The organism is Nonomuraea sp. NPDC050383 (assembly GCF_044459125.1).
GTDB lineage: Bacteria > Actinomycetota > Actinomycetes > Streptosporangiales > Streptosporangiaceae > Nonomuraea.
Genome location: NZ_JBITIP010000033.1, coordinates 1 through 24,848, shown reverse-complemented (window position 1 = coordinate 24,848; position 24,848 = coordinate 1). Strand labels below are relative to the sequence as shown.

Here is a 24,848-nt window from a genome sequence, read left to right as displayed (position 1 = left end):
GGGGAGGCCGGGCCGGGGCGCTTCCGGCCGGGCGGGCCGGAAGCGCCGGAGATGTCAGGACAGGTCGGCCTCGGCGAGCAGGAGGGGGACGGCGGACGGGTCGCGGAGGAGGGCGGCGACCGCGAGGCGGTCGTTCCACTGCCCCGTCGCCCAGGCCAGCCCGCGCGCCAGCCCCTCGACCCCCGTGCAGTGGACCATGCCCTCGAAGAACCGCCACGTGCAGGCCACCCCGTCGACGAGGAGCTTCTCGTGCTCCACGTACGTGGCGGGCGCCGTGGGCAGCAGGGAGCGCACCTCGGGCGGCACCGGCCGGGTCTCGCCCTCGGAGGTGACCTCGCCGGTGGCGAGCTCGCCCGCCAGCGGCAGGTCGAGCAGCTCCGACAGCGCCTCGGCCAGGTCGTACGGGGCCAGCACCAGCGGGCGCTCCACGACGAGCTGGAGCAGGTCGGGCGCCTCCACCACGACGGCGTCGTCGGCCGCGGCCACCACGATGTCACCGCGCAGCACCGCCCGCACGTGGGAGGGCGGCGCCACCCGCGCCGGGTCGACCGCCGCCAGGGCCATCCACAGCGCCCGGAGCTGGGCCCGATCGACCTCGACGGACTCGTCGGCCATCAGGTCGAGCAGCTCCTCCGGACCGCCGTGGGAGGCGAGCAGCTCGGCCAGCGTGGTGCGCACGCCGAGCATGGCCAGCGCGCCCTCGTCGAGCCCGGCCGGAGCGTCGGCGTACAGCCCCTGGAGCAGCGGGTCGGCGCCGGGCAGCCGCAGCTCGCGCGGCCGGCGCCCGTCGAGCACCGGGTGGTTGGACAGCCACCACGCGGTGTAGGACGGCACCTCGACGCCCTCGACGCGCAGCGGGTGCAGCGCGGCCCGCAGCGGCGGCCTGGCCAGCAGCGTGAGCGCGGCGGGCCAGTCGGCGACCAGCTCCAGGTCGCGCACCGCCGTGAACTCCGCCACGACGGGCGGCACGTCGAGGTCGGGCAGCAGGTCGATCACGTGGTCGAGCCAGTCGTCCTCGCCGTCGAGGTCGTGGTCGCATTCGTCGTGGTCGAGCAGCACGTCGGAGTCGTGGACCACGGCGAACCCGTCGAGCACTCCGGCGGCGGCCAGCACGCGCGAGCCGTAGGTCTCCTCCAGCTCGGCCGCCGCCACGCCCAGGTGGCCGCCGGGCTCGACGAGCCGGGCCAGCGCGCCGTCGGCCAGCATGAGCTCGCCCGCGGCGTACAGCTCGCCGTCCGTGCCCGGCAGCGCCAGCTCGGCCAGCCACGGAGCCTCGCCGGGCGCCAGGCCGGCCGCCTCGACGAGCGACAGCACCGCCCGGGCCACGGGCTCGGGGTCGGGGGTGTCGAGCGACTGGGAGACGGCCGCCTTGGTGAGCGGGTCCTCCAGGACGGTGCGCGGCGTGGCCTCGGCCGCGCCGAGGCGCAGCAGCACCGGGTGAGCGGCCTCGGGATGCACGATGCGCAGCCCGAGCGGCGTGAGGTCCAGCCCCGTCCGCCCGGCCGCGGCTCCGGCGCCGCCTCCGGCTGTGGCGGCGCCTCCCGCTGTGGCGCCGCCTCCGGCCGTGGCGAGGTCGAGGTGGAGGATGAGGGTGCCGCGCGGGCCGCGGACCAGGCGGCCGTCGGCCAGCGGCACGGGCAGCGCGCCGAGCGACTCGGGGTCGTCGGCGGGCAGCACGTCGTACAGCGAGCGCCACCACGACGGCTCGCGCCCCTCGACGGCCTCGCCCGACAGCAGGTCGACGACCTCGGCCAGCTCGACCCGGCGCACCCCGAGCGAGGCCATGGCCGGGTGCCGGGCGGGCCAGCCCGCGGGCAGCAGGCCCGGCACGAAGTCGGCGACGGCGGCCAGCAGCTCGCCGGAGCCCGCCACCACGGCCGCCTCGCGGCCCGCGACCACCCAGCCGTCGCCCTGGCGCTCCGGCGCCGGATGCTCGACCCGCCACTCGGCGTCCGGCTCGTACACCTCGGCGTCGGCGAACGACGGCGTCTGCACGGCCGGCGCGGGCGCCGACAGGGCGGGCAGCAGCGGCGTGCCGGGGAGCCTGCGCAGGATGGCGCGCCGGATGCGGGCGTCGAGCTCGCCCTTGCCCATGAGGGCGGGGACGAGGTCGAGCAGCTTCGGCGTGCGCGGCAGCTCCCGCAGCAGCCGGACGTAGGCGTCGGCGGCGCGCTCCACCAGGAAGTCGGTCAGCGGCCCCTTGGCGACGTGGCGCCGGTCGGTGGCCATCGGGAACGACGCGATGAGCAGCGCCGGCAGGTCGAGCGGCTCGTCGCTGGGCGTCGGCGCGTGGACCACGGGAGGCACGGTCGCGGGCAGCCGTCCCGGCTCCCCGCCCCCGGCGTCGCCCTCCACGCCGCCCGCGCCCGCCGGCGCGGCGCCCGCGCCCATCGACGCGACGGCGCCCGCGCCCGTCACCGGGACGGCCCAGCGGACCGACCAGTACGGCCGGGCGCGCTCCTCGGTGGGGCGGTCGCCGAACAGCTCGGCGACCTGCTCCGGCCCGAACTCGCCCGACTCCGACACCACGTGCCACCCGTCGGCGGCCACCGTGCGGACCTGGCCGTCGAGGTCGATCTCGATGGCCGTCAGCGCGGGCATGCCCAGCGGCAGCGCCGGGCTGGTCTCCTCCAGCATGCGCCGCACCGCCGCGACCGCCGCCTCGTCGCGCAGCGGGAGCCGTACGAGCGTGTCGAAGCCCTCCGGCACCTCCAGCGGGGCGGCGGTGAACGGCAGGCGCAGCAGCGGCACGTGGCCGGAGCGGGAGGCCAGCTCCACGGCGAGCGCGGGCACCTCGGACACCAGCGCGGCCGTCTCCGTACGCGACCAGCGGACCGTGCCCGCGTCGCGGGAGCCGACGGACGGCTCGTCGCACACCGACACCACCGCGGCGAACCCGACGCCGAACCGGCCCGCCGTGCCCGCCTCGCCCCGCTTGCCGGACACGCGCAGCGTCGACAGGCTCTCCACGCCGGTGGCGTCGAGCGGCGCACCGGTGTTGGCGGCGGTCAGCACGCCGTCGCGCAGGGTCAGCCGCAGCACCCCGGGCACGCCCGCGCGCAGGGCCGCGTCGGCGGCGTTCTGGGCGAGCTCCACGATCAGCCGGTCGCGGTAGCCGCCGAGGGCGAAGTCCTCCTCGGCGTTGGCGTCCTCGCGGAATCGGGCGGGCGAGGCCGTCCAGGCGGCGAGCACGGCGGCCCGCATCCGGTCGGTGCCGAAGGTGTCGGTCATTGATCACGATCCTGATTGGGAGTAGGGGGCCACCGTAGGTTAGCGGCCCTCACCGACACTCCCGGCCCCGTCGGCGATCACGGAGTCGCGACCGCCGGACGGGCTCAGGAGTGGCCCAGCTCCTCGGAGGCCAGCTCGTCCACCGACCCCTGCTCGGCCCGGTCCTCCTCGATCAGGTCGTACCCGAGGTCGTCGAGGATCGGGGTGGCCTGCTCGACCGGCGGCGGCATGACCGCCGCCTCGGAGTGGGCGCCGCAGCCGTGGTCGGCGGCCACCACCTTGCCGTCGTCGGGGGCGTACTCATTGGCGCAGACCCCGAACATCTCCCGGAGCCCGCCCGCGAGCAGCCAGTAGAAGCCGCAGGTGGAGCACTGCGCGGGAGCGGCGTGTGCGATCGGAGTGTGCGGCCCGTGCTCGCCCGAGTGCCAGCGTCTGGCAGCCCGGTCCTTGCCGACGGCCGAGAGCACACGTGCCCGGCCCAGGCCGTACTCGAAAACCATCTGGCGGTCTACGTCTTCGTCGGTCTCGGTGAAACCCGGCGCCAGCCGGTCGTCGTCCTCCGGGGTCGGCAGCAGGTCGCCCACGCCGAGGTCGCCCGGGCGCAGGCGCTCGCTCCACGGCAGCCACTCGGGCGCCAGCAGGGCGCCCGAGCCGGGCAGCAGGACCGCCTCGCTGACCGTGACCTTCTTCGCGCGGGAGGCGCGGGTGACCGTGACCGCCCAGCGCCAGCCGCGGTAGGCCCGGTCGAGGCAGGCGAAGTAGTGAGTGACGACGCGGTCGCCCTCGGCCTCGTGGCCGAGGTGCTCGCCGGGCTCGCCCGGCCGCGCGAGCTCCTCCGCGGCGGCGCGCGCCAGGTCGACCGCGGCGACGCAGGCCTGGTCGGGGGCGGAGACGCGGGTCCGGGTCCGGCTCATCGGACCGCCTCCGCCGAAAGGTGCTGTTCGCTCACACTTCATTCTCACCCATGACCGGACCTGAAGGTGCCGACTGTGCCGATCTCCCCGCCCGCTCCTGCCACGGGAAAGGCGAATCCGGTCCCTATTCGTCCCTAGTGCGAAATTCCGCAAAAGATGTCGATAGCGGGCGAAGACCCCGCGAAGGGCCAACGGTGAACCGTGATCGCCCGGCAGCGGGTGTCCATCGGGTAAGACTGGTAACCGTGGAGGGTGGGTGGGACAGGGCGCGGCGGGTCTCGCGGCGCGTCGGCCGCGGGATGGCCGGCGCCGGCCGCGCGACCGTACGCGCCGGGCGGGCCACCGCCTCCGGCACCGGCAGGGCCGCCAGGGCGACCGGCCGCGGCGTCAGGCTCGCGGGCCTGACCACCGTCGGCGGTGTGCGCGGGGCCGGGCGCGCCACCCGCCGCCTCACCCACGCGGGCGGGGCGGGCCGCACGGGGCTCGGCCGCCTGATCGAGCTGACCGCGGGCCACAGCGCGGGCGACGCGCTGGTCACGGTCGCGCTGGCCAGCACGGTGTTCTTCGGGGTGCCGGTCGGCGAGGCGCGGGGGCCCGTGGCGCTGTACCTGGTCATCACGATGCTGCCGTTCGCGCTGCTCGCGCCGTTCGTCGGACCCATCCTCGACCGCTTCCGGTCGGGGCGGCGTTACGTCATGGCCGGCACGCTGTTCGGGCGCGGCCTGCTGTGCTTCGCGATGGCCGCCGCCGTGGGGCCGGGCGACGTGGTGACGCTGTTCGGCGGGGCGCTCGGGGTGCTCGTGCTCTCCAAGGCGTACAACGTGTCACGCGCGGCGATCATGCCGAGCGTGCTGCCCGCCGACATCACGCTGGTGTCGGCCAACGCCCGGGTCGCGCTGTTCTCGCTGGTCTCGGCGGGCGCGCTGGTGCCCGTCGGCGCGGGTTTGTCCGCCTGGCTGGGCAGCGCCGCGGTGCTGCGCGTCGCCATGGTGGTGTTCCTCCTCGCGGGGGTCTCGGCGGTACGGCTGCCGCGGCACGTCGACTCGCCCGACCTGGAGGAGGTGGAGGAGGAGGGCGGCGGGCAGGGCCGCGCGCCGAAGTGGCGCACGCTGCTCCAGGTGGGCCCGGCCGTGGCCGAGTCGGTCTGGGCGAACGTGGCGATCCGGCTGTTCTCCGGCTTCCTGCTGTTCTTCCTGCTCTTCCTCGTGCAGGACGGCGGCGTGCCGTGGCTGGGCGGGCGGGACCCGTTCTTCGACGTGCCGAAGACGATCGCGCTGCTCGCGGCGGCGGCCGGGCTCGGCGGCCTGCTCGGCGCGGTCGCCGCCAACTGGGCGCGACGGCACTCGCCCCAGGTGATCGTGCTCATCACGCTGGCCGTCACCAGCGTCACCACGATCGTGAGCGCCGTCCTGTTCGGCCTGTGGACCGCCGTGGCGATCTCGCTGGTCACGGCGTTCGCCCAGGAGCTGGGCAAGCTGGCCCTCGACGCGATCGTGCAGCGGGAGATCGGCGAGGAGGTGCGCTCGTCGACGTTCGGGGTGGTCGAGGCGCTGCTTCAGCTCGCGTGGGTGTTCGGCGGCCTGGTCGGGCTGCTGCTCTCCCTGACGGAGAGCAGCGTGGCGGGGCTCGCGACGCTGGGCGCCGTGCTGACCGCCACACTTGGCTGGCTGGCCGTACGACGGGGCCGCAGACTACGGACGGTGGACGAACGGATCAGCGCCGAGACGGGCGGCGGGACCGACCCGCGGACGGACGAACAGCCCGGCGCCGAGCCGGCCCAGCCTCATCGGCGGCCCGGTCGCTCCGGGCACGCCGATCTGGACACCACCCTGGAGCGCACCAAGCCACTGACCAACCCCAACGCCTGACACGGCCCCAACACCTGACACGGCCCCGACACCTGACGCGGCCCCCACGCCTGACGCGGCTCAGTCGTCGAGGTCGTCGGCCACCGCCCGCAGCACCTGCGCGAGCTTCTTGGCGTGGGCCGCGTCGGGGTGCTTGCCCCGCTGGTACGAGGTCGAGACGCCGTCGAGCAGCTTGATCAGGTCCTCGACGATGACGACCATCTCGTCCGGCTTCTTCCGCTTGCCCTTCGGCTTGGCCTTGGCGAGCGTGGGCGGCTGTTCGAGGATCCTGACCGAGAGCGCCTGTTGGCCGCGCCGCCCCTCCGCCACGCCGAACTCCACCTTCTGGCCGGGCTTGAGCGGCCCGGCGCCGGCGGGCAGTGCGGAGGAATGCACGAACACCTCACCGCCGTCGTCACGGGTGAGGAAGCCGAACCCCTTGTCGGCGTCGTACCACTTGACCTTGCCACTCGGCACAGGAGGGACCTCGTTCGAGCTGTCGTAAAGGATGAATGGATGTAGGTTATGCCCCCGAGCGCGCCTGGGCGACCGGGTAATTCACGGAGCAATTACACGAGTTCGTCCTGGGGGCGCCAGCCCGCGAACCAGGCGGCGAATTCGGTCAGGTCTCCCAGCGCCACATCGGCTCCGTGATCACGCAGCTCCTCCACCGTGTAGGGGCCCGTCGCGACCGTCACGCTGACGGCCCCGCCCGCCCGCGCGGCCTCGATGTCGGCGACATGGTCACCAACATAGGCGGCGGCGCCGAAGCGCGCGAGAGCCGTTCCCTTGGCGGCCCCGAACACCGACCCCACGACCTCGTCCACCTCGAACCCGAGCGAGGTGACCGTGCGCACCGCGTCATGGACGTTCTTGCCGGTCACGACGATGACCCGGCCCCCGCGGGCCCGCACGGCCTCGATCGCCTCCGCCGCCCCGTCCATGGTGGTCGTCATGGGCACGGCCACCTCCGGATAGATCTCCCGGAACAGCGTCGCCACGGCCGGGATCTCCTCCGCCGGGAACCAGTTCGCCAGCTCCGTCTCCAGGGGCGGCCCGAGCCGGGTGACGATGGCGTCACTGTCGATCGGCACGCCCAGCCGCGCCGACACCTCGTCGTAGACGGCCGCGATACCTGAACGCGTATCCGCCAATGTCAGATCCAGATCGAAACCCACCGAAGTCATCACACGCTGCAGGATGCCAAACGCCGCAGAGTTCCCCACAACCGCCCTTGTTGTGCGACGGTGAGGAATGGGCGGAAACGCCATTGACTTATCGGAGCGACGACCGCTTACGCGCGCCCGGGGAAGCCGCCGTCGGGCCGGACCGGCCGCGACCCGCCGTGATGACCGCACTCCTCACCGCGACTACGCTCCCTATCGCGAACTACGCTCCTCACCGGAGGTGTCACCGAGGACATGACCAGATCGCCAGCCGCCTCGGCCGGGAGCGGGCCCGCCAGGACCGGGACGCGCCCCGCCGTGAGCACGCGCGAGCGGATCATCGACGAGGCCCTGCGCCTGTTCGCCGAGCGCGGCTACGCCGCGACGTCGGTGGCCGAGATCGAGGCCGCCTCGGGGCTCTCCCCCGGCGCGGGCGGGCTGTACCGTCACTTCAGGTCCAAGTACGAGGTGCTCGCCGCGGCGATCAACGAGCACGCCGCGCGCACCCGCACCCAGGTGGCCGAGAGCCTGGCGGTGCTGGGCGACATGGAGGGGTCCGTCGACCTGGAGGCACGGCTGTCGCGGCTGTGCCGCGCCGGGCTGGCCAAGGTGCGCGAGGAGTCGGAGCTGACCCGGGTCTTCTTCCGCGACCTCAGCCAGTTCCCCGAGCTGGTGGCGGTCGTGCGTGAGGGGCTGCTGCAGCCGATGTTCGACGCCATCACCACGTGGTTCCGCACGCAACCGGAGTACGGCGAGGCGGACGTCGACTGGAGCGGCGTCGCGGCCGTGCTCGGCGGCGCCGTGGTCCACTACCGGATGTTCCAGGAGACGGTGGGCGACGCGCCGGGTCACACCGACAAGGACCAGTTCGTCGCGGCCTGGGTGTGCCTGGCCATGGGCCTCGTGCCAGGTCCCGCGATCCGCCGCTGAGCGCCCGCGCGGCCCCGGCACCCCGATCAGGGGGACATACCATGGCATCGATGGAGTTCACGGAGTGGATCAGGGGCCGCAGCGACGAGCAGCTGCGGGCGCTCGTGTCCGCGCGCCCCGAGCTGATCACTCCCGTCCCCGCTCATCTGGAGGGCCTCGCCGCGCGGGCCGGCAGCCCCTCGGCCATCGGCAGGGCCCTCGACCGCCTCGACCGCTTCACCCTGGCCGTCGTCGAGACGCTGGCCGTACAGGACGGGCCGGTGCCGAAGGAGGCGCTGCGCGACCTGCTCGGCCGCGCGCTGGCCGCCGGCAGGCCCGAGCCGGCGCTGAGCGCCGCGCTCGACCGGCTGCGCGACCTCGCCCTCGTGTACGGCACCGACGGCGCGCTCGACCTGGCACCCGGCGTGCGCAAGGCGCTCGACGACCCGGCCGGCCTGGGGCCGCCCGTCGCCGAGGTCTTCCGGCACCACCCGCCCGAGCAGCTCGGCGAGCTGGCCGACGACATCGCCCCCGGCACCACCGGCACGGGCAAGGACCGGCTGGCCGTGGCGCTCGCCGAGCCGGGCAAGCTCGTCGAGGAGGTCTCCGGCGAGGCCCGTGCGGCGCTCGACCAGCTCGCCTGGGGCCCGGCGACGGGACGGGTGCCCAACGCCCGCCGCGAGGTGCGCGTCGAGTCGGCCCGCTCCCCCATCGAGGAGCTGCTGGCCCGCGGGCTGCTGGCCGCCACCGGCGAGGAGAGCGTGACGCTGCCCCGCGAGGTGGGCCTGCACCTGCGCGGCGGCCGGATCCACCGCGACCTGCTCGCCACGCCGCCCGCCCTGGAGGGGACGGCACGCGACCAGGAGCTGGCCGACCGCACCGCGGCCGGGCAGGCGTTCACGTTCGTCCGGGTGGTCGAGGAGCTGTGCGAGCGCTGGAGCGTCGCGCCGCCCGGCGTGCTGCGCACCGGCGGGCTCGGCGTCCGCGACATGAAACGCGCCGCGACGGAGCTGGACGTGCCCGAGTGGACGGCGGCGCTGGCCGTGGAGGTCGCGCACGCGGCGGGGCTCGTCGCCACCGGCGGCGGCGTGGACGGGGAATGGCTGCCGACCACCGGCTACGACCTGTGGCGGGTGCGGCCGACGGCCGACCGGTGGGTGACGCTCGCGCTCACGTGGCTGCACATGGACCGCCTGCCCGGCCTGGTCGGGGAGCGCGACGAGCGGGACCGGCCGCTCAACGCCCTCCATCCCGACCTGCGCAGGACGGCCGCGCCGGTGGTGCGGGCGGCGGCGCTCGGCGTGCTCGCCACGGCGCCCGGCCTGGCACCCACGCGGGAGTCGGTGCTCGACCGGCTGGCCTGGGAGCAGCCGCGCCGCCGGGGGCCGCTGCGGGAGCAGCTCGTCGAGTTCGCGCTGCGCGAGGCCGAGCAGATCGGTGTGACCGGTCTCGGCGTGCTGTCCGTCCACGGGCGCGCCCTGCTGTCCGGCTCACCGAAGGGCGCCACCGCGGACAAGGCGGCCGACAAGGCGACGGACAAGCCGGGGGCCAGGAAGGCCGCCAAGGCTGCCGCCGATCCGGCCGCCGTGCTCGCGCCGCTGCTGCCCGAGCCGGTGGACCACGTCCTCCTCCAGGCCGACCTCACCGCCGTCGCGCCCGGCCCGCTGACCAGCGAGCTCAACCGCTGGATGACGCTCGCCGCCGATGTCGAGTCCAAGGGCGGCGCGACCGTCTACCGGTTCAGCGACGCCTCCGTCCGGCGCGCGCTGGACGCCGGGCAGGGCGCCGACGAGCTGCTGGCCGCCCTGGAGCGTCACTCCGCCACTCCGGTGCCGCAGGCGCTGTCGTACCTGGTCGCCGACGTGGCGCGGCGCCACGGCCGCATCCGGGTGGGCACAGCCGGCGCGTACGTCCGGTGCGACGACCCGGCCCTGCTCGACCAGATCACCGCCGACCGCCGCTCCGCGTCGCTGCGGCTGCGCCGGCTCGCGCCGACGGTCATCGCCTCGCGCACCTCCCGGGCCGCGCTGGTCGACTCCCTGCGCGCCATGGGGTACGCGCCCGTCGCCGAGTCGCTGGACGGCGACGTCATCGTCTCCCGGCTCGACGGCCGGCGCAGCGAGGGCCCGGCCCAGGCCCGGCCCGTGCCGGTCGCCAACGGCCTCGACCCCGAGGTGGCGGGGGCGGCCGTCCGCGCGCTGCGGGCCGGCGACGCCGCGCACCTGTCCCGCCGCGAGCCGGTCGCCGCGCCGGGCGGCACGGTCCCGCGCGGCCCGGCGACGACCACCATCACCGCCCTCCAGGACGCCATCAAGCAGGGAGTCCGCGTATGGATCGGTTACCTCGACTCGCAGGGCAACGCCACGTCCCGCATTCTCGAACCCGCCCGGATGGAGGGCGGCTACCTGACGGCGTACGACGAGACCAGGGCGGCCGTGCACCGCTTCGCCCTGCACCGCATCACCGGAGTCGCCGGACTGTCCTGACAACCCTTGACTCGGGGACGATGATCGCGCGAGGTTGGAGACCGTGAGTGTGCGAAAGACCGCGCCCCCGGCCGGGCGAGGCGAGGAGGCGCCGTGGGTGAGCTGACACTGGGCCGGCTGGCCGAGGAGGCATGGAACAGGTTCGACGACCACGACGCGGTGTTCTACGACGGCGTCTGGCACCGCGGTCACGCGCTGGCCGAGCGGGCGCGGCGGGTCTGCGGCGGGTTCGTCGAGGCGGGGATCAGGCCGGGCGACCGGGTCGCCGTGATGATGGCCAACTCGCCGGACGTGGCGGTGATCTACCAGGCGCTGTGGGCGGCGGGCGCCGTCGTGACGCCGGTGGTGTCGCTGGTGGGCGCCGCCGAGCTGCGGCACATCCTGACCGACAGCGGCGCCTCCGCCATCGTGACCTCCCCCGAGCTGCTGACCACCGTGGAGGAGGCCGGCGTCGGCGTCCGCACGTTCGTCGACACCTCCGAGCTGCGGGAGGCGGACGAGCACGGGCCGGTGCCGCGCGAGCCCGGCGACCTGGCCGCGCTCATGTACACGGGCGGCACCACCGGCAGGGCCAAGGGCGTCATGCTCAGCCATCGCGGCCTCTGGCAGGTGGCCAGGGACGCCTTCGAGATGTCCCACCAGGAGGGCCTGGACCGGGCCATCGTGCCGGTGCCGCTCTCCCACGCGTACGGATTGATCGTCACGGTCGCCTGGATGCACGCGACGACGCCGCAGCAGGCGGTGCTGATGCGCTGGTTCGACCCCAAGGTGTTCCTGTCGCTGGCCGCCGAGCAGCGCGTCCAGTACGGCACGGTCGTCCCCGCGATGCTGCACATGCTGCTGGCCGAGCCGCTGGAGTCGCATCCGCTGCCCGACCTCAAGTTCCTCACGTGCGGGGCGGCCCCGCTGGGGCGCGAGGCGCTGGCGGAGTTCGAGCGCCGGATGCCGGGCACCCAGATCCTGGAGGGCTACGGGCTGACCGAGACCAGCGCGGTCACCACGTTCAACCCGCCGGGCCGGCGACGGGCGGGCAGCGTCGGCCTGCCGCTGGCCGGCTACGAGATCGCGATCCGCGACTCCTCCGGCGAGGAGGTCGAGTGCGGCGACGTGGGCGAGATCTGCGTGCGCGGCGAGTCGCTGATGCTGGGCTACTGGGGAGAGCTCGCGCACGATCCGGACGGCACCGCGCTGGCCGACGGGGAGCTGCGCACGGGCGACATCGGCTGCGTCGACGACGACGGCTACCTCTACGTCGTGGACCGGAAGAAGGATCTGATCATCCGGGGCGGGTTCAACGTCTTCCCGCGGGACGTGGAGGCCGCGCTGAACGAGCATCCCGAGGTGGTCATGTCCGGCGTGGTCGGCCGCCCGGACCCGCGCGTGGGCGAGGAGGTCGTGGCGTTCGTGCAGCTCATGCCGGACGCCACGGTGACGGCCGCCGAGCTGATCGCATGGGCGCGGCAGCGGGTCGGGCGGGTCAAGTACCCGCGCGAGGTCGTCTTCGTGGACTCGGTCCCGGTGACGAGCGTGCTCAAGCTGGACCGCAAGGCCCTGCGCGCCCGCCTTCCCTGATCGCCTTCCCCGGCGGTCTGACCGACATGTCGTGATAGATGTTGACCTCCTAGGAGGTGAACATGAGCCACCCGAGCCCGCCGGGCGACCGGCCGTACGAGCCGCACCCGCCGTACGAGCCGTACGGGCAGCATCCGCCGTACGAGCCGTACGGCGGCCCCTACGGACAGCAGCCCCCGCCCGGTTACGGCCCAGGCCCGTACTACGGCCCGCCGCCGCCCCGGAGCGGCGGGGTGAACGCCGCCGCCCTCGTCGCGCTCATCCTGAACCTGCTGTCGATCGTCTCCTGCTGCAACATCCTCGCCATCCCCGGCTCGATCCTGGCCGGGCTCGCGCTGCGCGCCGACACCCCGCCGCACCGTGCCCGCGGCATGCTCGCGTGGAGCTGGACCCTGTTCGGTCTCGGCTTCGTGCTCGCCGTCGGCGTGTTCGTCCTCCTCGGTGTCAACGGCTACCTGGACGACTGACCGGCGGTTTTCGCCGTTCGGGGACTGTTCCGGGCTCCGGATGTGTTGGATAGGCGTCAACCGGAGGAAGGATGTCCGTGAACGACGGCCCGCTCATCGTCCAGTCGGACAAGACTCTGCTGCTCGAAGTCGACCATGCCAAGGCCGACGAGTGCCGCAAGGCCATCGCGCCGTTCGCCGAGCTCGAACGCGCGCCCGAACACGTGCACACCTACCGCGTCACCCCGCTCGCGCTGTGGAACGCCCGAGCCGCGGGCCACGACGCCGAGCAGGTGATCGACGCCCTCATCAGCCACAGCCGCTACCCCGTCCCCCACGCGCTGCTGGTCGACGTCGCGGAGACCATGGCCAGGTACGGCCGGCTCCGCCTGGAGAAGGACCCGGTCCACGGCCTGGTCCTGACCTCCAGCGACCGGGCCGTGCTGGAGGAGGTGCTGCGCTCCAAGAAGATCCAGCCGATGCTGGGCGAGCGGCTCGGCGCCGACTCGGTGGCCGTCCATCCGAGCGACCGCGGCAACGTCAAGCAGGCGCTGCTCAAGCTCGGCTGGCCGGCCGAGGACCTGGCCGGCTACGTGGACGGCGAGGCCCACCCGATCGACCTGGCGCAGGACGGCTGGAACCTGCGGCCCTACCAGCAGGAGGCGGCCGACGCGTTCTGGCACGGCGGCTCCGGCGTGGTGGTGCTGCCCTGCGGCGCCGGCAAGACCATCGTCGGCGCGGCGGCCATGGCCCACGCCCGCGCCACGACGCTGATCCTGGTCACCAACACGGTGAGCGCCCACCAGTGGAAGCAGGAGCTGATCAAGCGGACCTCGCTCACCGAGGACGAGATCGGCGAGTACTCCGGCTCGAAGAAGGAGATCCGGCCGGTCACCATCGCCACCTACCAGGTGATGACGACCCGCCGGAAGGGCGTCTACAGCCACCTGGAGCTGTTCGACGCGCGCGACTGGGGCCTGATCGTCTACGACGAGGTCCACCTGCTGCCCGCGCCGATCTTCCGGATGACCGCCGACCTCCAGGCCCGCCGCCGCATCGGCCTGACCGCGACGCTCGTGCGCGAGGACGGCCGCGAGGGCGACGTCTTCTCCCTGATCGGGCCGAAGCGCTACGACGCGCCGTGGAAGGAGATGGAGAACCAGGGCTGGATCGCCCCGGCCGACTGCGTCGAGGTGCGGGTGACGCTCTCCGACGAGGAGCGGCTGGCGTACGCGATGGCCGAGTCGGAGGAGCGCTACCGCTTCTGCGCCACGACGCCGTCCAAGACGCGGGTCACCGAGGCGCTGGTCCGCCGTCACCTGGGCGAGCAGGTGCTGGTCATCGGCCAGTACATCGACCAGCTCGACGAGCTGGGCGAGCACCTCAACGCGCCGGTCATCAAGGGCGAGACCAGGATCAAGGAGCGCGAGCGCCTCTACCAGGCGTTCCGCGACAAGGAGATCCAGGTGCTGGTGGTGTCCAAGGTGGCCAACTTCTCGATCGACCTGCCGGAGGCGGCGGTGGCGATCCAGGTGTCGGGCACGTTCGGCTCGCGCCAGGAGGAGGCGCAGCGGCTCGGCCGGGTGCTGCGGCCCAAGGCCGACGGCGGCGGGGCGCGGTTCTACACGGTGGTCAGCCGCGACACGGTCGACCAGGAGTTCGCGGCGCACCGCCAGAGGTTCCTGGCCGAGCAGGGGTACGCGTACCAGATCATCGACGCGGACGACGTGCTGGGCGGGGTGTGAGGCTGACCGGGCTCAGGGGCCTCACCGGCCTCACCGGCTGATGACCCGGCCGCTGCGCGGCCGGGCACCGGTGTCCGTCACGTCCACGAGACTCCGCGGGCCGTCGACAATCGAACCACCCCCCTCTGCGTGCGATCCGCCGCCGTAGCCGAACCGCTGGCGACATACCCCCATGATCGGGCAATCCCACCTGATATGTCCCAATTTCTTGGTTTTGCCAGCCTTCTTCCAGGTTGATTACCCGGCCAGCATGCCGCCCAGGAACAGCACTCCCTCGGCGGCGATCCAGGCCGCCACACCCGCCCCCATGAGCCAGGTGAACGCGTGCGAATCACGCCTGGTCGTCGGGATCAGCCACGCCCCGGCCGTGCAGCACGCCGCCAGGACCGCGAACAGTCCCGACACCGTCGAGACCGCGTCCAGCCGCTGCGTGCAGACCTCGGACCGGCCGCCCGAGCAGAACGCCTCCGTGCCCCAACCGGCGAACACCGACAATCCCCACAACGCGGCCAGCAGGAAGCTGGCGATGGTCGGGATGATCGGCGAGAAGCGAAGCTGAACGCGTCCCACGCCCTGTGCCTACCCCGGGTAAATCCATTGGAAGCATGCCGGAGCCCCCACTAAACTGTCCGGCTCGCTACCTTGCATGACCACCACCGCCGACGCTCCTCAGGGAGGCGCTTTCGCATGCCCGCACACCAGCTGGCCCCCGACATACCCGACGCCCCCGCCGACGTGCTCGCCGCCGAGCAGGCCCACCTGGCCGAGTCACGGACCGCGCTGCGCGCGATGCGCACCCATGCCCAGTCCCTGTCGGCCGACGCGGCCGGCGACTGGGTCTCCCAGCAGGTCCTCCAGGGCCTGCTCGACCAGCGGGTGGCCGCCCTGGCCGACCACCCCGACACTCCGCTGTTCTTCGGCCGCCTCGACCGCGCCGGCGGCGACGACCTGCCCTCCACCATCTACGTCGGCCGCCGCCACGTCCACGACGGCACCAGCCGCCCCCTCGTCATCGACTGGCGGGCGCCGGTGTCCCGCGCGTTCTACCAGGCCAGTCCCGCCGAGCCCATGGGCGTCGTACGGCGGCGCCGCTTCGGCTACCACGGCGGCGCGCTCACCGCGTACGAGGACGAGCCGCTGGCCGAGGGCCGTGAGATCGGGCCGTCCCGGATCCTCACCGACGAGATCGAGCGCCCGCGCACCGGCCCGATGCGCGACATCGTCGCCACGATCCAGCCCGACCAGGACGAGATCGTCCGCTCCACGCTGGCCCAGACCGTGTGCGTCCAGGGGGCGCCAGGCACCGGGAAGACGGCCGTGGGCCTGCACCGGGCCGCCTACCTGCTGTTCACCCACCGCGAGCGGCTGGCCCGGTCCGGCGTGATGATCGTCGGGCCGAACCGGGCGTTCCTGTCCTACATCTCCTCCGTGCTGCCCGCGCTCGGCGAGGTCAAGGTGGACCAGACGACGGTCGCCGGGCTGCTCGGCGAGCACGCCGCCCCCGAGGCCCCCGAGGTGGCGGCGCTCAAGGGCGACGCGCGCATGGCCAAGGTCCTCCACCGCGCCCTGTGGCTGCACGTCGTCAAGCCCGAGGAGGGCGTGGTCTTCACCAAGGGCGCCTACCGCTTCCGGGTGGCCGACCACGAGGTCCGCGAGATCGTCGCCTCCCTGCGCGGCACGACCCGCTACGCGCCCGGCCGGGCCGCGCTGGCGCAGCGCCTCGCGCACCAGGTGCTGGTCCGCATGGAGCAGCGGGGCGAGTCGCCCGACGACCGGGTGCAGGACGCCGTGGCGCGCTCCAAGCCGGTGCGGCAGCTCGTCGACGCGGTCTGGCCCAAGCTGACGCCCGAGCAGGTGCTCTTCCGGCTGCTGTCCGACCCGGAGTTCCTGACCCGCGCCGCCAAGGCCGACCTGTCGCCCGAGGAGCAGCAGCGGCTGCTCTGGCCCAAGCCGTACCGGGGATGGAAGTCGGCGAAGTGGTCGGCGGCCGACGCCGCGCTGCTCGACGAGCTCGCCGACCTCATGGAGCGCACGCCGTCGCTCGGCCACCTGGTCGTGGACGAGGCCCAGGACCTGTCGGAGATGCAGCTGCGCGCGCTCGGCCGCCGCTGCCGCAACGGCTCGGCCACCGTCCTCGGCGACCTGGCCCAGGGCACCACGCCCTGGTCGGCCACCACGTGGGAGGCCGTGCTGGCGCACCTCGGGCAGGAGGGCGAGGTCACGGAGCTGACCCTCGGCTTCCGCGTGCCTCGCGAGGTGCTCGACTACGCCGCCCGCCTGCTGCCCTCCATCGCGCCCGGCCTGGCCGCGCCCCGCTCGCTGCGTCCCGGCGCGGGCTCCCTGAGCGTACGGGAGGGCGGCGACCTCGTCACGGCCGTCCGTGACGCGCTCGGCCGCGAGGGGTCGATCGGCCTCATCGCGCCCGATGCCCTGGTGGCCGAGGTGGCGGGAGCGCTGGCGGAAGCCGGCCTCGCCCACGCCGTCCTCGGGCCCGACTCGACCGAGGAGCACCGGCTGCTGGTGGTGCCCGCGACGCTGGCCAAGGGTCTGGAGTACGACCACGTGATCGTGGTGGAGCCGGCCGACATCGTGGAGGCGGAGCCGCGGGGGCTGGCACGGCTGTACGTGGTGCTGACCCGCGCGGTCACCTCGTTGACGGTCGTCCACGGCAAGCCGCTGCCGGCGCAGCTCACGGCCTGAGGCCGGCCCCGCCCGGGTCGTCGCCGACCGAGTCGGCCCTGATCGGGTCGCTCCCGATCGGGTCGTTCCCGATCGGGTCGTTCCCGATCGGGTCGCTCCCGATCGGGTCGCTCCCGATCGGGTCCCTGCCGATCGAGCGGAGCAGCCGGTCGGGGACGACGAGGTCCGCGCGGTCACGGGTGGTGGCGATCAGATCGGCGTTGCGCTGGTCGGTCCCCATCACCCAGGCCACGGCCGCCTCCGGCTCCTTGCCGAACCGCGTGTGGCGGGAGACGAGCCGGCGCACCCGCTCCGTGGAGTCGAGCGCGCAGTACCACACCTCGTCCAGACCGGGCCGCACCCGCGCCCAGTCGCCCTCGTCGAGCAGCAGGTAGTTGCCCTCGGTGATGACGAGCCGGGCGGCCCGGGGCACGGGGATGCTGCCCGCGACCGGCTGCTCCAGGTCCCGCTCGAACGCGGGCGCGTAGACCACCTCGTCCTCGTCCTCGCGCAGCCGGCGCAGCAGCGCCGCGTAGCCGGCCGCGTCGAACGTGTCGGGAGCGCCCTTGCGGTCGCGCCGCCCGAGCCGGTCGAGCTCCACGTCGGCCAGGTGGAAGCCGTCCATCGGCACGTGCGCCACCCACTCGGCCGGCTGGCCGGCGGGCGGGGCCTGCCGCAGCGCGCTCACCAGGTGCTCGGCGAGCGTCGACTTGCCCGCTCCGGGCCCGCCGGTGATGCCGAGCAGCGCGCGTCCGCCGCCCCGGACCAGGGAGCGGGCCCGGTCCGCCAGGTCGTCGAGGGTCATCGGGAGCGGCTCGCGTGGAGCTGGCCGCCGATGAACGCGCGGGCGTGGCGGGCCAGGTCCTCCCCGTCCGTCCACAGGTTGCGCCAGATGGCCAGGTCGTTGGACAGGCCGCGCATCACGACCGCCGAGGAGAACGACTCGAACGTGATCGGCCCCTGGTAGCCGATGTCGCCCAGCGCGTGGAAGAACGCGGTGAAGTCGATGTGCCCGGACCCGAGGTAGCCGCGATGGTTCTCACCCACATGGACGTAACCTAGCCGGTCCCCGACCTCGTGGACGGGCCGGACGAGATCCTCCTCCTCGATGTTCATGTGGTACGTGTCGAGGTGGATGAGCACGTTGTCCTCGCCGATGTCGTCGGCCAGGCGGAGCGCGTCGCGGGCGGTGTTGACCACGTTGGTCTCGTACCGGTTGCAGATCTCCAGACCGAGCGTCATGCCCTCCTCGGCGGCCTCCTGGGCCAGGCGGCGCAGCACCGACACCACGTTGCGGCGGCCCGCCTCGGTCAGCGGGTGGCCGTACTTGCCCAGCGCGCTGTAGAGGGCGCCGGTGAAGTGGGTGCCGCCGAGGCCGCGCGTGACGGCGAGGGAGTCGTGCAGCAGCTTCTCGCCGCGTTCGACCACGGCGAGATCGTCGCTGGAGACGTCGGCGTCGAAGGCGAGGCCGCGCGAGCAGGCCACGCCCAGGCCGGCGGAGCGCAGCGACTCGCGCGCCGCCGCGACGTCGAGGTTCGCCGAGTCGTGCAGGGAGATCTCCAGCAGGTCGAACCCGGCGGCCTTCGTCTTGCCGATGGCGAGGTCCAGCGAGGCTGGACTCGTGTCGCCGACCCATACCAGGGCGTGAACGCCGATCGGGTTGGCCGGGTTGTCGGTGGCCATCGGAGCATGCCTTCTTTCGTTCGGTGGATGTTCTCAGGAGCCGATCGCGCCGGTGACCAGGCCGACGATCTCCTCGCCGGTGGTCTCGGCGGTGCGCCGGCCGCCCACGCAGCGGCCGGCGCGCATGACCCACACCTGCTCGCTGAGCCGCATGACCTGGGCGAAGTTGTGACTGATGATCAGTACGGCGTGTCCCTCGTCGCGCAGCCGGAAGACGAGCTCCTCGACGCGGGCCGTCTCCTGGACGCCGAGCGCCGCCGTGGGCTCGTCCATGATGACGAGCTTGGAGCTGAAGCCGGCGGCCCGGCAGATGGCGACGGCCTGGCGCTGCCCGCCGGACAGCCGCCGGACGCGCGACCCGACGGCCGGCACGTTGACGGCGAGCGCCGAGACCATCTCGCGGGCCCGGGACTGCATGGCCCGCCGGTCGAGCACGGCGACGGGGCCGAGTTTGCGGACGAGCTCGCGGTTGAGGAACAGGTTCTGCCACACCGTGAGGTCCTCGACGAGGGCCAGGTTCTGGTGGACGGTCTCGATCCCCGCCTCGCGGGCGTCCTCCGGCGAGTGGAAGTCCGTCAGGCGGTCGTCGAAGGCGATGCTTCCGCTGTCCGGCCGGTGGATGCCGGAGATGCAGCGGACCAGCGTCGACTTGCCCGCGCCGTTGTCGCCGACGAGCGCGGTGATCTCGCCGGGCCGCAGCGTGAGCGAGACGTCGACGAGGGCTCGGACGTTGCCGAAGGACAGGGACACGTCCTCGCAGGACAGGAGCACGCCGGGCTGGGGCCGGCCGTTCTGCTGCTGGTCGGTCATTTCTGGAACCTCATGAGGAGCGCGGCCAGCACCACGACGATGCCGACGGCGAGCGGCTGGTAGAACTGCGAGACGCCGAGCAGGGTGAGCCCGTTGACCAGGGCGATCAGCAGCAGGGCGCCGAAGATCGGCCCGATGATGGTGCCCCGGCCGCCGAAGAGGCTGACCCCACCGAGCACCACCGCGGCCACCGAGTTGAGCAGGAAGGCCGTGTTGGCGGCGGGCTCGGCCGCGCCGATCCGGCCGACCAGCAGGATCGCGCCCAGCCCGGCGAGCAGGCCGCTGATCAGGTAGACGGCGATCTTGATGCGGGCGGTGCTGATGCCCATGGCCGTCGCCGACTCGGGCGAGCCGCCGGTGGCGAGCAGGTGGGTGCCGAAGCGGGTGTGGAAGAGCACCACGTGCGCCACCACGGCGACCACCAGCGCGATGACGAACGACCAGCCGAAGATCCCGATGCCGCTCGTGGACAGGCGCAGGAGCAGCGGGTCGATGACGGTGACCGGCTTGCCGTCGGACAGGATCAGGGCGAGCCCGGAGGCCGCCGACAGCATGCCGAGGGTCACGATGAAGTCCGCGATCTTCCCCCAGGCGACGATGATCCCGTTGACGGCGCCGGCCACCGCCGCGGCGACCACGGCCAGCAGCGACGCCATCCCGATCCCCAGCCCGGCCGCGTACGCCTGGCCGAAGACGACCGCGCCGAGCGTCATCACGGAGGCGATCGACAGGTCGATGCCCGCGGTGGCGATCACGAACGTCTGCCCCACCGCCAGGATGATGAGGATGGCCGCGGCCACGAGCATCGAGGCGATGTTGCCGGGGCTGAGGAACGTCGGGTTGAGCGCCTGAAAGACGATCACCAGGACGATCAGCCCGACCAGGGCGGCCCATTCCGCCCAGAACCCGGCGTCCTTCAGCCGGTGGGACCAGTTCTGTCCTTCACCGGCCCTCAGCGTGGTGGTGTTGGTCATGAAGGTCTCTCCTCCGCGGATGCGTCGCGGCTACTTGGTGAGAGCCTTGAACGGATCGTTGTACGGTCCGAACGGCTTGGGCGTGGACGCGAGCGCCTGCGCGGCGTTGTCCTTGGTGACGAGCTCCACCGGGGCCGCGACGCCGGCGGGCAGCGTCTTGCCGCTCACCGCGGCCTGGCACGCCTCGACGCCCATCATCCCGATGGTGTACGGGTACTGGGCGACGGTGCCGTCCAGCGTGCCCGCCTTGACCGCCTCCAGCGCGTCCTTGATGCCGTCGACGCTGATGACCTTGACCTTGCCGGTCTTGCCCGCGTCGGCGATGGCGCGGGACACGCCGAGCCCCATGTCGTCGTTGGCGACGAAGAAGCCCGCCAGGTCCGGGTGCGCCCGCAGCACGTTGGTGGCGGCGGTGAGGGCGGTCTGCCGGTCCCAGTCGGCTGCGACGGTCTGCACCACCTTGAGGTTCGGGCCGATGCCCTGCTGGAAGCCCTCGATCCGGGCGCCGCTGGTCACGTCGCCGGCGATGCCGCCGATGGCCGCGACCGGGCCGCCGGAGGGCAGCAGCTCGGTCATCCGCTGCCCGGCCATCTTGCCGGCCGCCCTGTTGTCGGTGCCGACGTACGTGGCGAGCTTGACGTTCGCGCTCTTGGCCGCCGTCGGGTCGACGGGACTGTCGATGTTGACGATGGGCTTGTTGAGCGCGGACAGCTTGGCGAGGCCCTGGATGAGGTTCGTGCCGGAGATCGGGTTGACGATGTAGCAGGAGAAGTCCTGGCCGGCCAGGCCGTTGAGCTTGTCCGCCTGCCCGGTGGTGTCGGTGATGGCGTTGGCGGCCTGCACGGTGACGGACACCCCGGCGGTGTGGGCCTGGTCGTCGATGCCCTGCTTCATCGTCTGGAAGAACGGGTTGTCGAGGCCCTTGATGACCGCGGCCATGTTCTGAGGCTCGGCTTCGGCGGCGGCCTGCGTGTCGCCGACCACGGTTCGGGTGGCCGGGCCGGAGCCGCACGATCCCAGTACGAGCGCGCCGGCGGCCGCGATCGCACCGACTGCCGCCACGCGACGGCCTCTGGCGTTGGCATACATCGGTTGTCCCTTTCCGCGTAGATGTCCAGACCGTAATCCCCGCTTCTGACGCCTGGCAACCCTTCTTTCGACTTTTTCTGACGAAACATGCTTGACTTACGAGCAGTCACCGTCATAGCTACAGTGGTGCTATGACGACCACAGGCCCCATCGCACCGAGGATGGGGGTGAGCAGCGGCGAGATCCTCGGCCTGTTCCGCGACGAGCCCGACGGGCTGACCAAGGCCGACGTGGTGCGCCTGACCGGCCTCTCGCGCACCACGGTCAACCAGCGCCTCGACGGGCTGCTCGCCGCCGGCCTGCTGGTGCCGGGCCCGGAGGAGGCGAGGACGCGCGGCCGCCCGGCCGGCCAGTTCGTGGTGAACCGCGAGCGCGGCGTGCTGCTCGTCGCCGACATCGGCGCCACCGCGCTGCGGGCCGCCGTGTGCGACCTCGGCGGCAACGTCCGCATCGAGCGGGAGGCCCGCGCCGACGTCACCTCGGGCCCGCAGAGCATCCTCACGATCGTGGACAAGCTGTTCGCCGAGGTCCTGGACGACGCCGGTCAGACGCCCGACGCGGTGCTCGGCATCGGGCTCGACGTGCCGGGGCCGGTCGACTTCACGTCCGGACGGGTGATCAGCCCACCGATCATGACCGGCTGGGACCGCTTCGACATCCCCGGCTGGTTCGCCGGCCAGTACTCCTGCCCCGTACTCGTCGACAAGGACGTCAACGCCATGGCGTACGGCGAGCAGCGCCTGTGCTACCCCGGCGTCCCGCACCTCCTCATGATCAAGATCGGCACCGGCGTGGGCACCGGCCTGATCGCGGGCGGGCAGGTGCACCGGGGCGCCGACGGTGCGGCCGGCGACGTCGGCCACATCCACGTCACGGTCGACGACGTGAGCGAGCCGCCCGCGTGCCGGTGCGGCAACACCGGCTGCCTGGAGGCGTACGCCGGCGGCTGGGCCCTGGTACGCGACCTGCGGGAGCAGGGCCGGGAGGTCGCCACCGTGGACGACGCCGTGCGCCTGATCCGCGGCGGCGACCCGGTCGCGGTGCGGCTCGCCCGGCGGGCCGCCCGCATCCTCGGGGGCGCCATCGCCGACATGGTCAACCTGTTCAACCCGCGGGTCATCGCGGTCTGCGGCCAGCTCGCCCACACCGACGAGCAGCTCTTCGCCGGCATCCGGGAGATCGTCTACCGGCGGTCGCTGCCGCTCGCCACGCGCAACCTGCAGATCGTCCGCAGCGGCCTCGACCCGCGCGCGGGGGTGCTCGGGCTCGCCCAGCTCCTGGTGGACGGCATCTACTCGCCCGAACGGGTGCAGGAGCTGGTTGACCGCGCCACGACCTGACCGGGGCCCGCGGCGGTGATCGGGGCGGGACGGGCGCTTCTAGGATGTCCGGAGAGACCTCTCAAGGCCGCCAAGCAAGGAGGACACCGTGCCCGCACCTCTGCCGCACGAACACCTGCCGTCGGTCCCCGCGCTCCAGGTGCGCAGCGACGACATCACCGACGGCGAAAGGCTGGGAGACCTTCACGTCTTCAACGACTGGGGCATGACCGGCCAGAACCTGTCGCCCGCGCTGAGCTGGTCCGGCGCGCCGGACGGGACGCGCAGCTACGCCGTCACCTGCTACGACCCGGACGCGCCGACGGGCAGCGGCTTCTGGCACTGGGTGCTGTTCGACATCCCGGCCTCCGTCACGGAGCTGCCCACGGGCGCCGGCACGGGCCCGGAGTTCAAGGGCCTGCCGCAGGGCGCCAGGCACGCCCGCAACGACTACGGCACCAGGGAGTACGGCGGCGCCGCTCCCCCGCCGGGAGACCCGCACCGCTACGTCTACACGGTCCACGCGCTGAGCGTGGACAGCCTGGAGGTGGGCGAGGACGCCAGCCCGGCGGTGGTCGGCTTCAACATCACGGCCAACACGCTCGCCCGCGGCCACCTCGTCCCCCATTACGGCGTCTGACCGCTCTTCACCGCCTTCACGGCCTTGGTCGGTCTTCACGGCCTTGGTCGGTCTTCACGGCCTTGGTCGGTCTTCACGGCCTTGGTCGGTCTTCACAGCACAACCGGTAAGACCCCCATCCTGTACGGCGAAGCCCGGCAGGCCGCCACCCGCCGACCGTGGCCGAGGGCCTCCAGGAAGACGGCCTCTGACCCGCACGTGGCGAGGCGCCGTGACGGCGCCTCGTGGGCCACCTCCGTGGTGCCCGTCCTGTTCGACCAGCGACTCAGACACACCTATGGAGGATTCCGCCCCATGACAGCCACGGCCACACGCTTTCTCTACCTCGCCCGGCACGGAGAGGCTTCGCCGGACGAGAGCGAGCTGACGGTGGCCGGCCGTCGCCAGGCGGTGCTGCTGGGCGAGCGGTTGCGCGATGTGCCGCTCTCGGCCGTCCACCATGGGCCGCTGCCCCGGGCGGCGCAGACCGCGGGACTGGTCGGTGAGCGGCTGGACGGGGTGCCGGTCCGGATGGCGGAGGAGGCGGGTGACTACGTCCCCCACGTGCCGGAGAAGGACGAGCTGCCGCCGGAGGCGGTCGATCGGGTGCTCGGCTTCCTGGCTGAGGTCACCGACGAGGAGCGCGCGCACGGCGCGGCGCTGGCCCGGGCGGCGATCCACCGGTTCACCGGCCCGGTCGCGGGGGACGAACCCCGCCACGAGCTGGTCGTGACCCACGCCTTCCTGATCGGCTGGCTCGTGCGGGCCGCGCTCGACGCGCCCCGGTGGCGCTGGTTCGGCCTCAACCACTGCAACGCGGCGCTGACCCTCATCAGGTACACGCCGGGCAGGCCGGCGTCGGTGCTGTTCTTCAACGACACCGCGCATCTGCCGGAGGAGCTCCGCTGGACCGGCTTCCCTCCCGAACTGCGCCCCTGAGCAACCCCCCTGCCTCCCCGAACCGCGCTCCTGAACACGCCCCCCTGCCTCGTCCCGCCCGGGTGGAGCCGTCCGCCGCTCCACCGCGCCGCGGAGGCCGGCCCGACGTCATGTGCGGTCCCCTGTCCTTCCCGGCAGCCGGTAATGATCGGCGTTTTCCCTACATAGAGGGAGGTGTCCGTACCTACCGCCGGCAAAGGAAGCCTGTCATGGGAACCGCCCGTGCATGACACACGGACGGCCAACCGCTGAACGCGCGAGGGCGGCCCGTCCAGTGCTGGACAGGCCGCCCTTGATGCTGCGTGAGAGTGCTGCGAGAAGGACTTAGAAGTCCATGTCGCCGCCGCCGGGCATACCGGCGGGAGCGGCGGGGTTCTTCTCCGGCTTCTCGGCGATGACGGCCTCGGTGGTGAGGAAGAG

20 protein-coding genes are annotated in these 24,848 nt (G+C 73.2%); 10 read left to right on the top strand and 10 right to left on the bottom strand.

Features of this window, described 5'->3' with window-relative positions; all coding sequences use genetic code 11:
* Window positions 1-54 precede the first annotated feature (54 nt).
* Both ACIBG4_RS41670 and ACIBG4_RS41665 read right to left on the bottom strand, forming a co-directional pair.
* On the bottom strand, window positions 55-3,231 hold the full coding sequence (locus ACIBG4_RS41670; RefSeq protein WP_397208107.1) for a sacsin N-terminal ATP-binding-like domain-containing protein: 3,177 nt from the start codon (window positions 3,229-3,231) through the stop codon (window positions 55-57).
* Window positions 3,232-3,335: 104 nt separating this feature from the next.
* Window positions 3,336-4,145 (bottom strand): DUF3027 domain-containing protein, encoded by an 810-nt coding sequence (locus ACIBG4_RS41665; RefSeq protein WP_310716277.1) that lies wholly within the window; start codon window positions 4,143-4,145, stop codon window positions 3,336-3,338.
* A 245-nt stretch (window positions 4,146-4,390) separates the two neighbouring features.
* Between ACIBG4_RS41665 and ACIBG4_RS41660 the strand changes: the two genes are divergently transcribed.
* Window positions 4,391-6,013 (top strand): MFS transporter, encoded by a 1,623-nt coding sequence (locus ACIBG4_RS41660; protein WP_397208104.1) that lies wholly within the window; start codon window positions 4,391-4,393, stop codon window positions 6,011-6,013.
* A gap of 60 nt (window positions 6,014-6,073) precedes the next feature.
* On the opposite strand, the gene ACIBG4_RS41655 is transcribed toward ACIBG4_RS41660, so the two are convergent.
* Window positions 6,074-6,469, bottom strand: coding sequence for a cold-shock protein (locus tag ACIBG4_RS41655; RefSeq protein WP_310716281.1), 396 nt, complete (start codon window positions 6,467-6,469; stop codon window positions 6,074-6,076).
* Between the two features lie 92 nt (window positions 6,470-6,561).
* The gene (locus tag ACIBG4_RS41650) at window positions 6,562-7,179 is read right to left on the bottom strand and encodes an HAD family hydrolase (protein WP_310716367.1); all 618 of its coding nucleotides are present in this window, start codon (window positions 7,177-7,179) and stop codon (window positions 6,562-6,564) included.
* 234 nt (window positions 7,180-7,413) lie between these two features.
* Between ACIBG4_RS41650 and ACIBG4_RS41645 the strand changes: the two genes are divergently transcribed.
* The 5 genes from ACIBG4_RS41645 (at window position 7,414) to ACIBG4_RS41625 (ending at window position 14,316) form a co-directional block, all read left to right on the top strand.
* A complete protein-coding gene (locus ACIBG4_RS41645) occupies window positions 7,414-8,088 on the top strand; it encodes a helix-turn-helix domain-containing protein (protein ID WP_310716283.1) in 675 nt (224 codons plus the stop codon).
* A gap of 50 nt (window positions 8,089-8,138) precedes the next feature.
* The gene (locus tag ACIBG4_RS41640; RefSeq protein WP_397208102.1) at window positions 8,139-10,553 is read left to right on the top strand and encodes a helicase-associated domain-containing protein; all 2,415 of its coding nucleotides are present in this window, start codon (window positions 8,139-8,141) and stop codon (window positions 10,551-10,553) included.
* A gap of 93 nt (window positions 10,554-10,646) precedes the next feature.
* On the top strand, window positions 10,647-12,125 hold the full coding sequence (locus ACIBG4_RS41635) for a class I adenylate-forming enzyme family protein (RefSeq protein WP_397208100.1): 1,479 nt from the start codon (window positions 10,647-10,649) through the stop codon (window positions 12,123-12,125).
* Window positions 12,126-12,187: 62 nt separating this feature from the next.
* Entirely contained in the window at window positions 12,188-12,592 is a 405-nt protein-coding gene (locus tag ACIBG4_RS41630) for a hypothetical protein (RefSeq protein ID WP_397208098.1), read from the top strand.
* Window positions 12,593-12,663: 71 nt separating this feature from the next.
* Complete coding sequence (locus ACIBG4_RS41625) at window positions 12,664-14,316, top strand: DNA repair helicase XPB (protein ID WP_310716290.1); 1,653 nt, start codon at window positions 12,664-12,666, stop codon at window positions 14,314-14,316.
* Window positions 14,317-14,553: 237 nt separating this feature from the next.
* Here ACIBG4_RS41625 and ACIBG4_RS41620 read toward each other — a convergent pair whose 3' ends face one another.
* A complete protein-coding gene (locus ACIBG4_RS41620; RefSeq protein ID WP_397208096.1) occupies window positions 14,554-14,886 on the bottom strand; it encodes a hypothetical protein in 333 nt (110 codons plus the stop codon).
* Between the two features lie 117 nt (window positions 14,887-15,003).
* Between ACIBG4_RS41620 and ACIBG4_RS41615 the strand changes: the two genes are divergently transcribed.
* Window positions 15,004-17,016 (top strand): HelD family protein, encoded by a 2,013-nt coding sequence (locus ACIBG4_RS41615; protein WP_397208094.1) that lies wholly within the window; start codon window positions 15,004-15,006, stop codon window positions 17,014-17,016.
* Here ACIBG4_RS41615 and ACIBG4_RS41610 read toward each other — a convergent pair.
* Genes ACIBG4_RS41610 through ACIBG4_RS41590 form a run of 5 tightly spaced genes read right to left on the bottom strand, consistent with a single transcriptional unit; the run spans window position 17,006 to window position 21,524 of the window.
* Complete coding sequence (locus tag ACIBG4_RS41610) at window positions 17,006-17,800, bottom strand: nucleoside/nucleotide kinase family protein (RefSeq protein WP_397208092.1); 795 nt, start codon at window positions 17,798-17,800, stop codon at window positions 17,006-17,008. The two genes, ACIBG4_RS41615 and ACIBG4_RS41610, sit on opposite strands and share 11 nt — an antisense overlap.
* Window positions 17,797-18,678 (bottom strand): sugar phosphate isomerase/epimerase family protein, encoded by an 882-nt coding sequence (locus ACIBG4_RS41605; protein WP_397208090.1) that lies wholly within the window; start codon window positions 18,676-18,678, stop codon window positions 17,797-17,799. The genes ACIBG4_RS41610 and ACIBG4_RS41605 overlap by 4 nt, the downstream gene beginning before the upstream one ends.
* A 33-nt stretch (window positions 18,679-18,711) precedes the next feature.
* The gene (locus ACIBG4_RS41600) at window positions 18,712-19,488 is read right to left on the bottom strand and encodes an ATP-binding cassette domain-containing protein (protein WP_355444959.1); all 777 of its coding nucleotides are present in this window, start codon (window positions 19,486-19,488) and stop codon (window positions 18,712-18,714) included.
* Window positions 19,485-20,462, bottom strand: a complete 978-nt coding sequence (locus ACIBG4_RS41595) for an ABC transporter permease (protein WP_310716300.1) — start codon at window positions 20,460-20,462, stop codon at window positions 19,485-19,487. The genes ACIBG4_RS41600 and ACIBG4_RS41595 overlap by 4 nt, the downstream gene beginning before the upstream one ends.
* 30 nt (window positions 20,463-20,492) lie before the next feature.
* Window positions 20,493-21,524: a substrate-binding domain-containing protein gene (locus ACIBG4_RS41590; RefSeq protein ID WP_397208087.1), complete on the bottom strand. Its 1,032-nt coding sequence runs from the start codon at window positions 21,522-21,524 to the stop codon at window positions 20,493-20,495.
* Window positions 21,525-21,682: 158 nt separating this feature from the next.
* On the opposite strand from ACIBG4_RS41590, the gene ACIBG4_RS41585 reads away from it, so the two are divergent.
* From ACIBG4_RS41585 to ACIBG4_RS41575, 3 genes are all read left to right on the top strand, one after another.
* On the top strand, window positions 21,683-22,891 hold the full coding sequence (locus ACIBG4_RS41585) for an ROK family protein (RefSeq protein WP_310716303.1): 1,209 nt from the start codon (window positions 21,683-21,685) through the stop codon (window positions 22,889-22,891).
* An 88-nt stretch (window positions 22,892-22,979) separates the two neighbouring features.
* Entirely contained in the window at window positions 22,980-23,510 is a 531-nt protein-coding gene (locus ACIBG4_RS41580; RefSeq protein WP_310716305.1) for a YbhB/YbcL family Raf kinase inhibitor-like protein, read from the top strand.
* Between the two features lie 294 nt (window positions 23,511-23,804).
* Window positions 23,805-24,428 (top strand): histidine phosphatase family protein, encoded by a 624-nt coding sequence (locus ACIBG4_RS41575; RefSeq protein WP_310716307.1) that lies wholly within the window; start codon window positions 23,805-23,807, stop codon window positions 24,426-24,428.
* Window positions 24,429-24,848: the final 420 nt, after the last annotated feature.

Excerpts from the sequence above, each read along its gene's own strand:
- ACIBG4_RS41670 (WP_397208107.1), bottom strand. The coding sequence starts at position 3,231 with ATGACCGACACCTTCGGCACCGACCGGATGCGGGCCGCCGTGCTCGCC.
- ACIBG4_RS41665 (WP_310716277.1), bottom strand. The coding sequence starts at position 4,145 with ATGAGCCGGACCCGGACCCGCGTCTCCGCCCCCGACCAGGCCTGCGTC.
- ACIBG4_RS41650 (WP_310716367.1), bottom strand. The coding sequence starts at position 7,179 with ATGACTTCGGTGGGTTTCGATCTGGATCTGACATTGGCGGATACGCGT.
- ACIBG4_RS41645 (WP_310716283.1), top strand. The coding sequence starts at position 7,414 with ATGACCAGATCGCCAGCCGCCTCGGCCGGGAGCGGGCCCGCCAGGACC.
- ACIBG4_RS41640 (WP_397208102.1), top strand. The coding sequence starts at position 8,139 with ATGGAGTTCACGGAGTGGATCAGGGGCCGCAGCGACGAGCAGCTGCGG.
- ACIBG4_RS41630 (WP_397208098.1), top strand. The coding sequence starts at position 12,188 with ATGAGCCACCCGAGCCCGCCGGGCGACCGGCCGTACGAGCCGCACCCG.
- ACIBG4_RS41625 (WP_310716290.1), top strand. The coding sequence starts at position 12,664 with ATGTCCGTGAACGACGGCCCGCTCATCGTCCAGTCGGACAAGACTCTG.
- ACIBG4_RS41615 (WP_397208094.1), top strand. The coding sequence starts at position 15,004 with ATGCCCGCACACCAGCTGGCCCCCGACATACCCGACGCCCCCGCCGAC.
- ACIBG4_RS41610 (WP_397208092.1), bottom strand. The coding sequence starts at position 17,800 with ATGACCCTCGACGACCTGGCGGACCGGGCCCGCTCCCTGGTCCGGGGC.
- ACIBG4_RS41605 (WP_397208090.1), bottom strand. The coding sequence starts at position 18,678 with ATGGCCACCGACAACCCGGCCAACCCGATCGGCGTTCACGCCCTGGTA.
- ACIBG4_RS41600 (WP_355444959.1), bottom strand. The coding sequence starts at position 19,488 with ATGACCGACCAGCAGCAGAACGGCCGGCCCCAGCCCGGCGTGCTCCTG.
- ACIBG4_RS41595 (WP_310716300.1), bottom strand. The coding sequence starts at position 20,462 with ATGACCAACACCACCACGCTGAGGGCCGGTGAAGGACAGAACTGGTCC.
- ACIBG4_RS41585 (WP_310716303.1), top strand. The coding sequence starts at position 21,683 with ATGACGACCACAGGCCCCATCGCACCGAGGATGGGGGTGAGCAGCGGC.
- ACIBG4_RS41575 (WP_310716307.1), top strand. The coding sequence starts at position 23,805 with ATGACAGCCACGGCCACACGCTTTCTCTACCTCGCCCGGCACGGAGAG.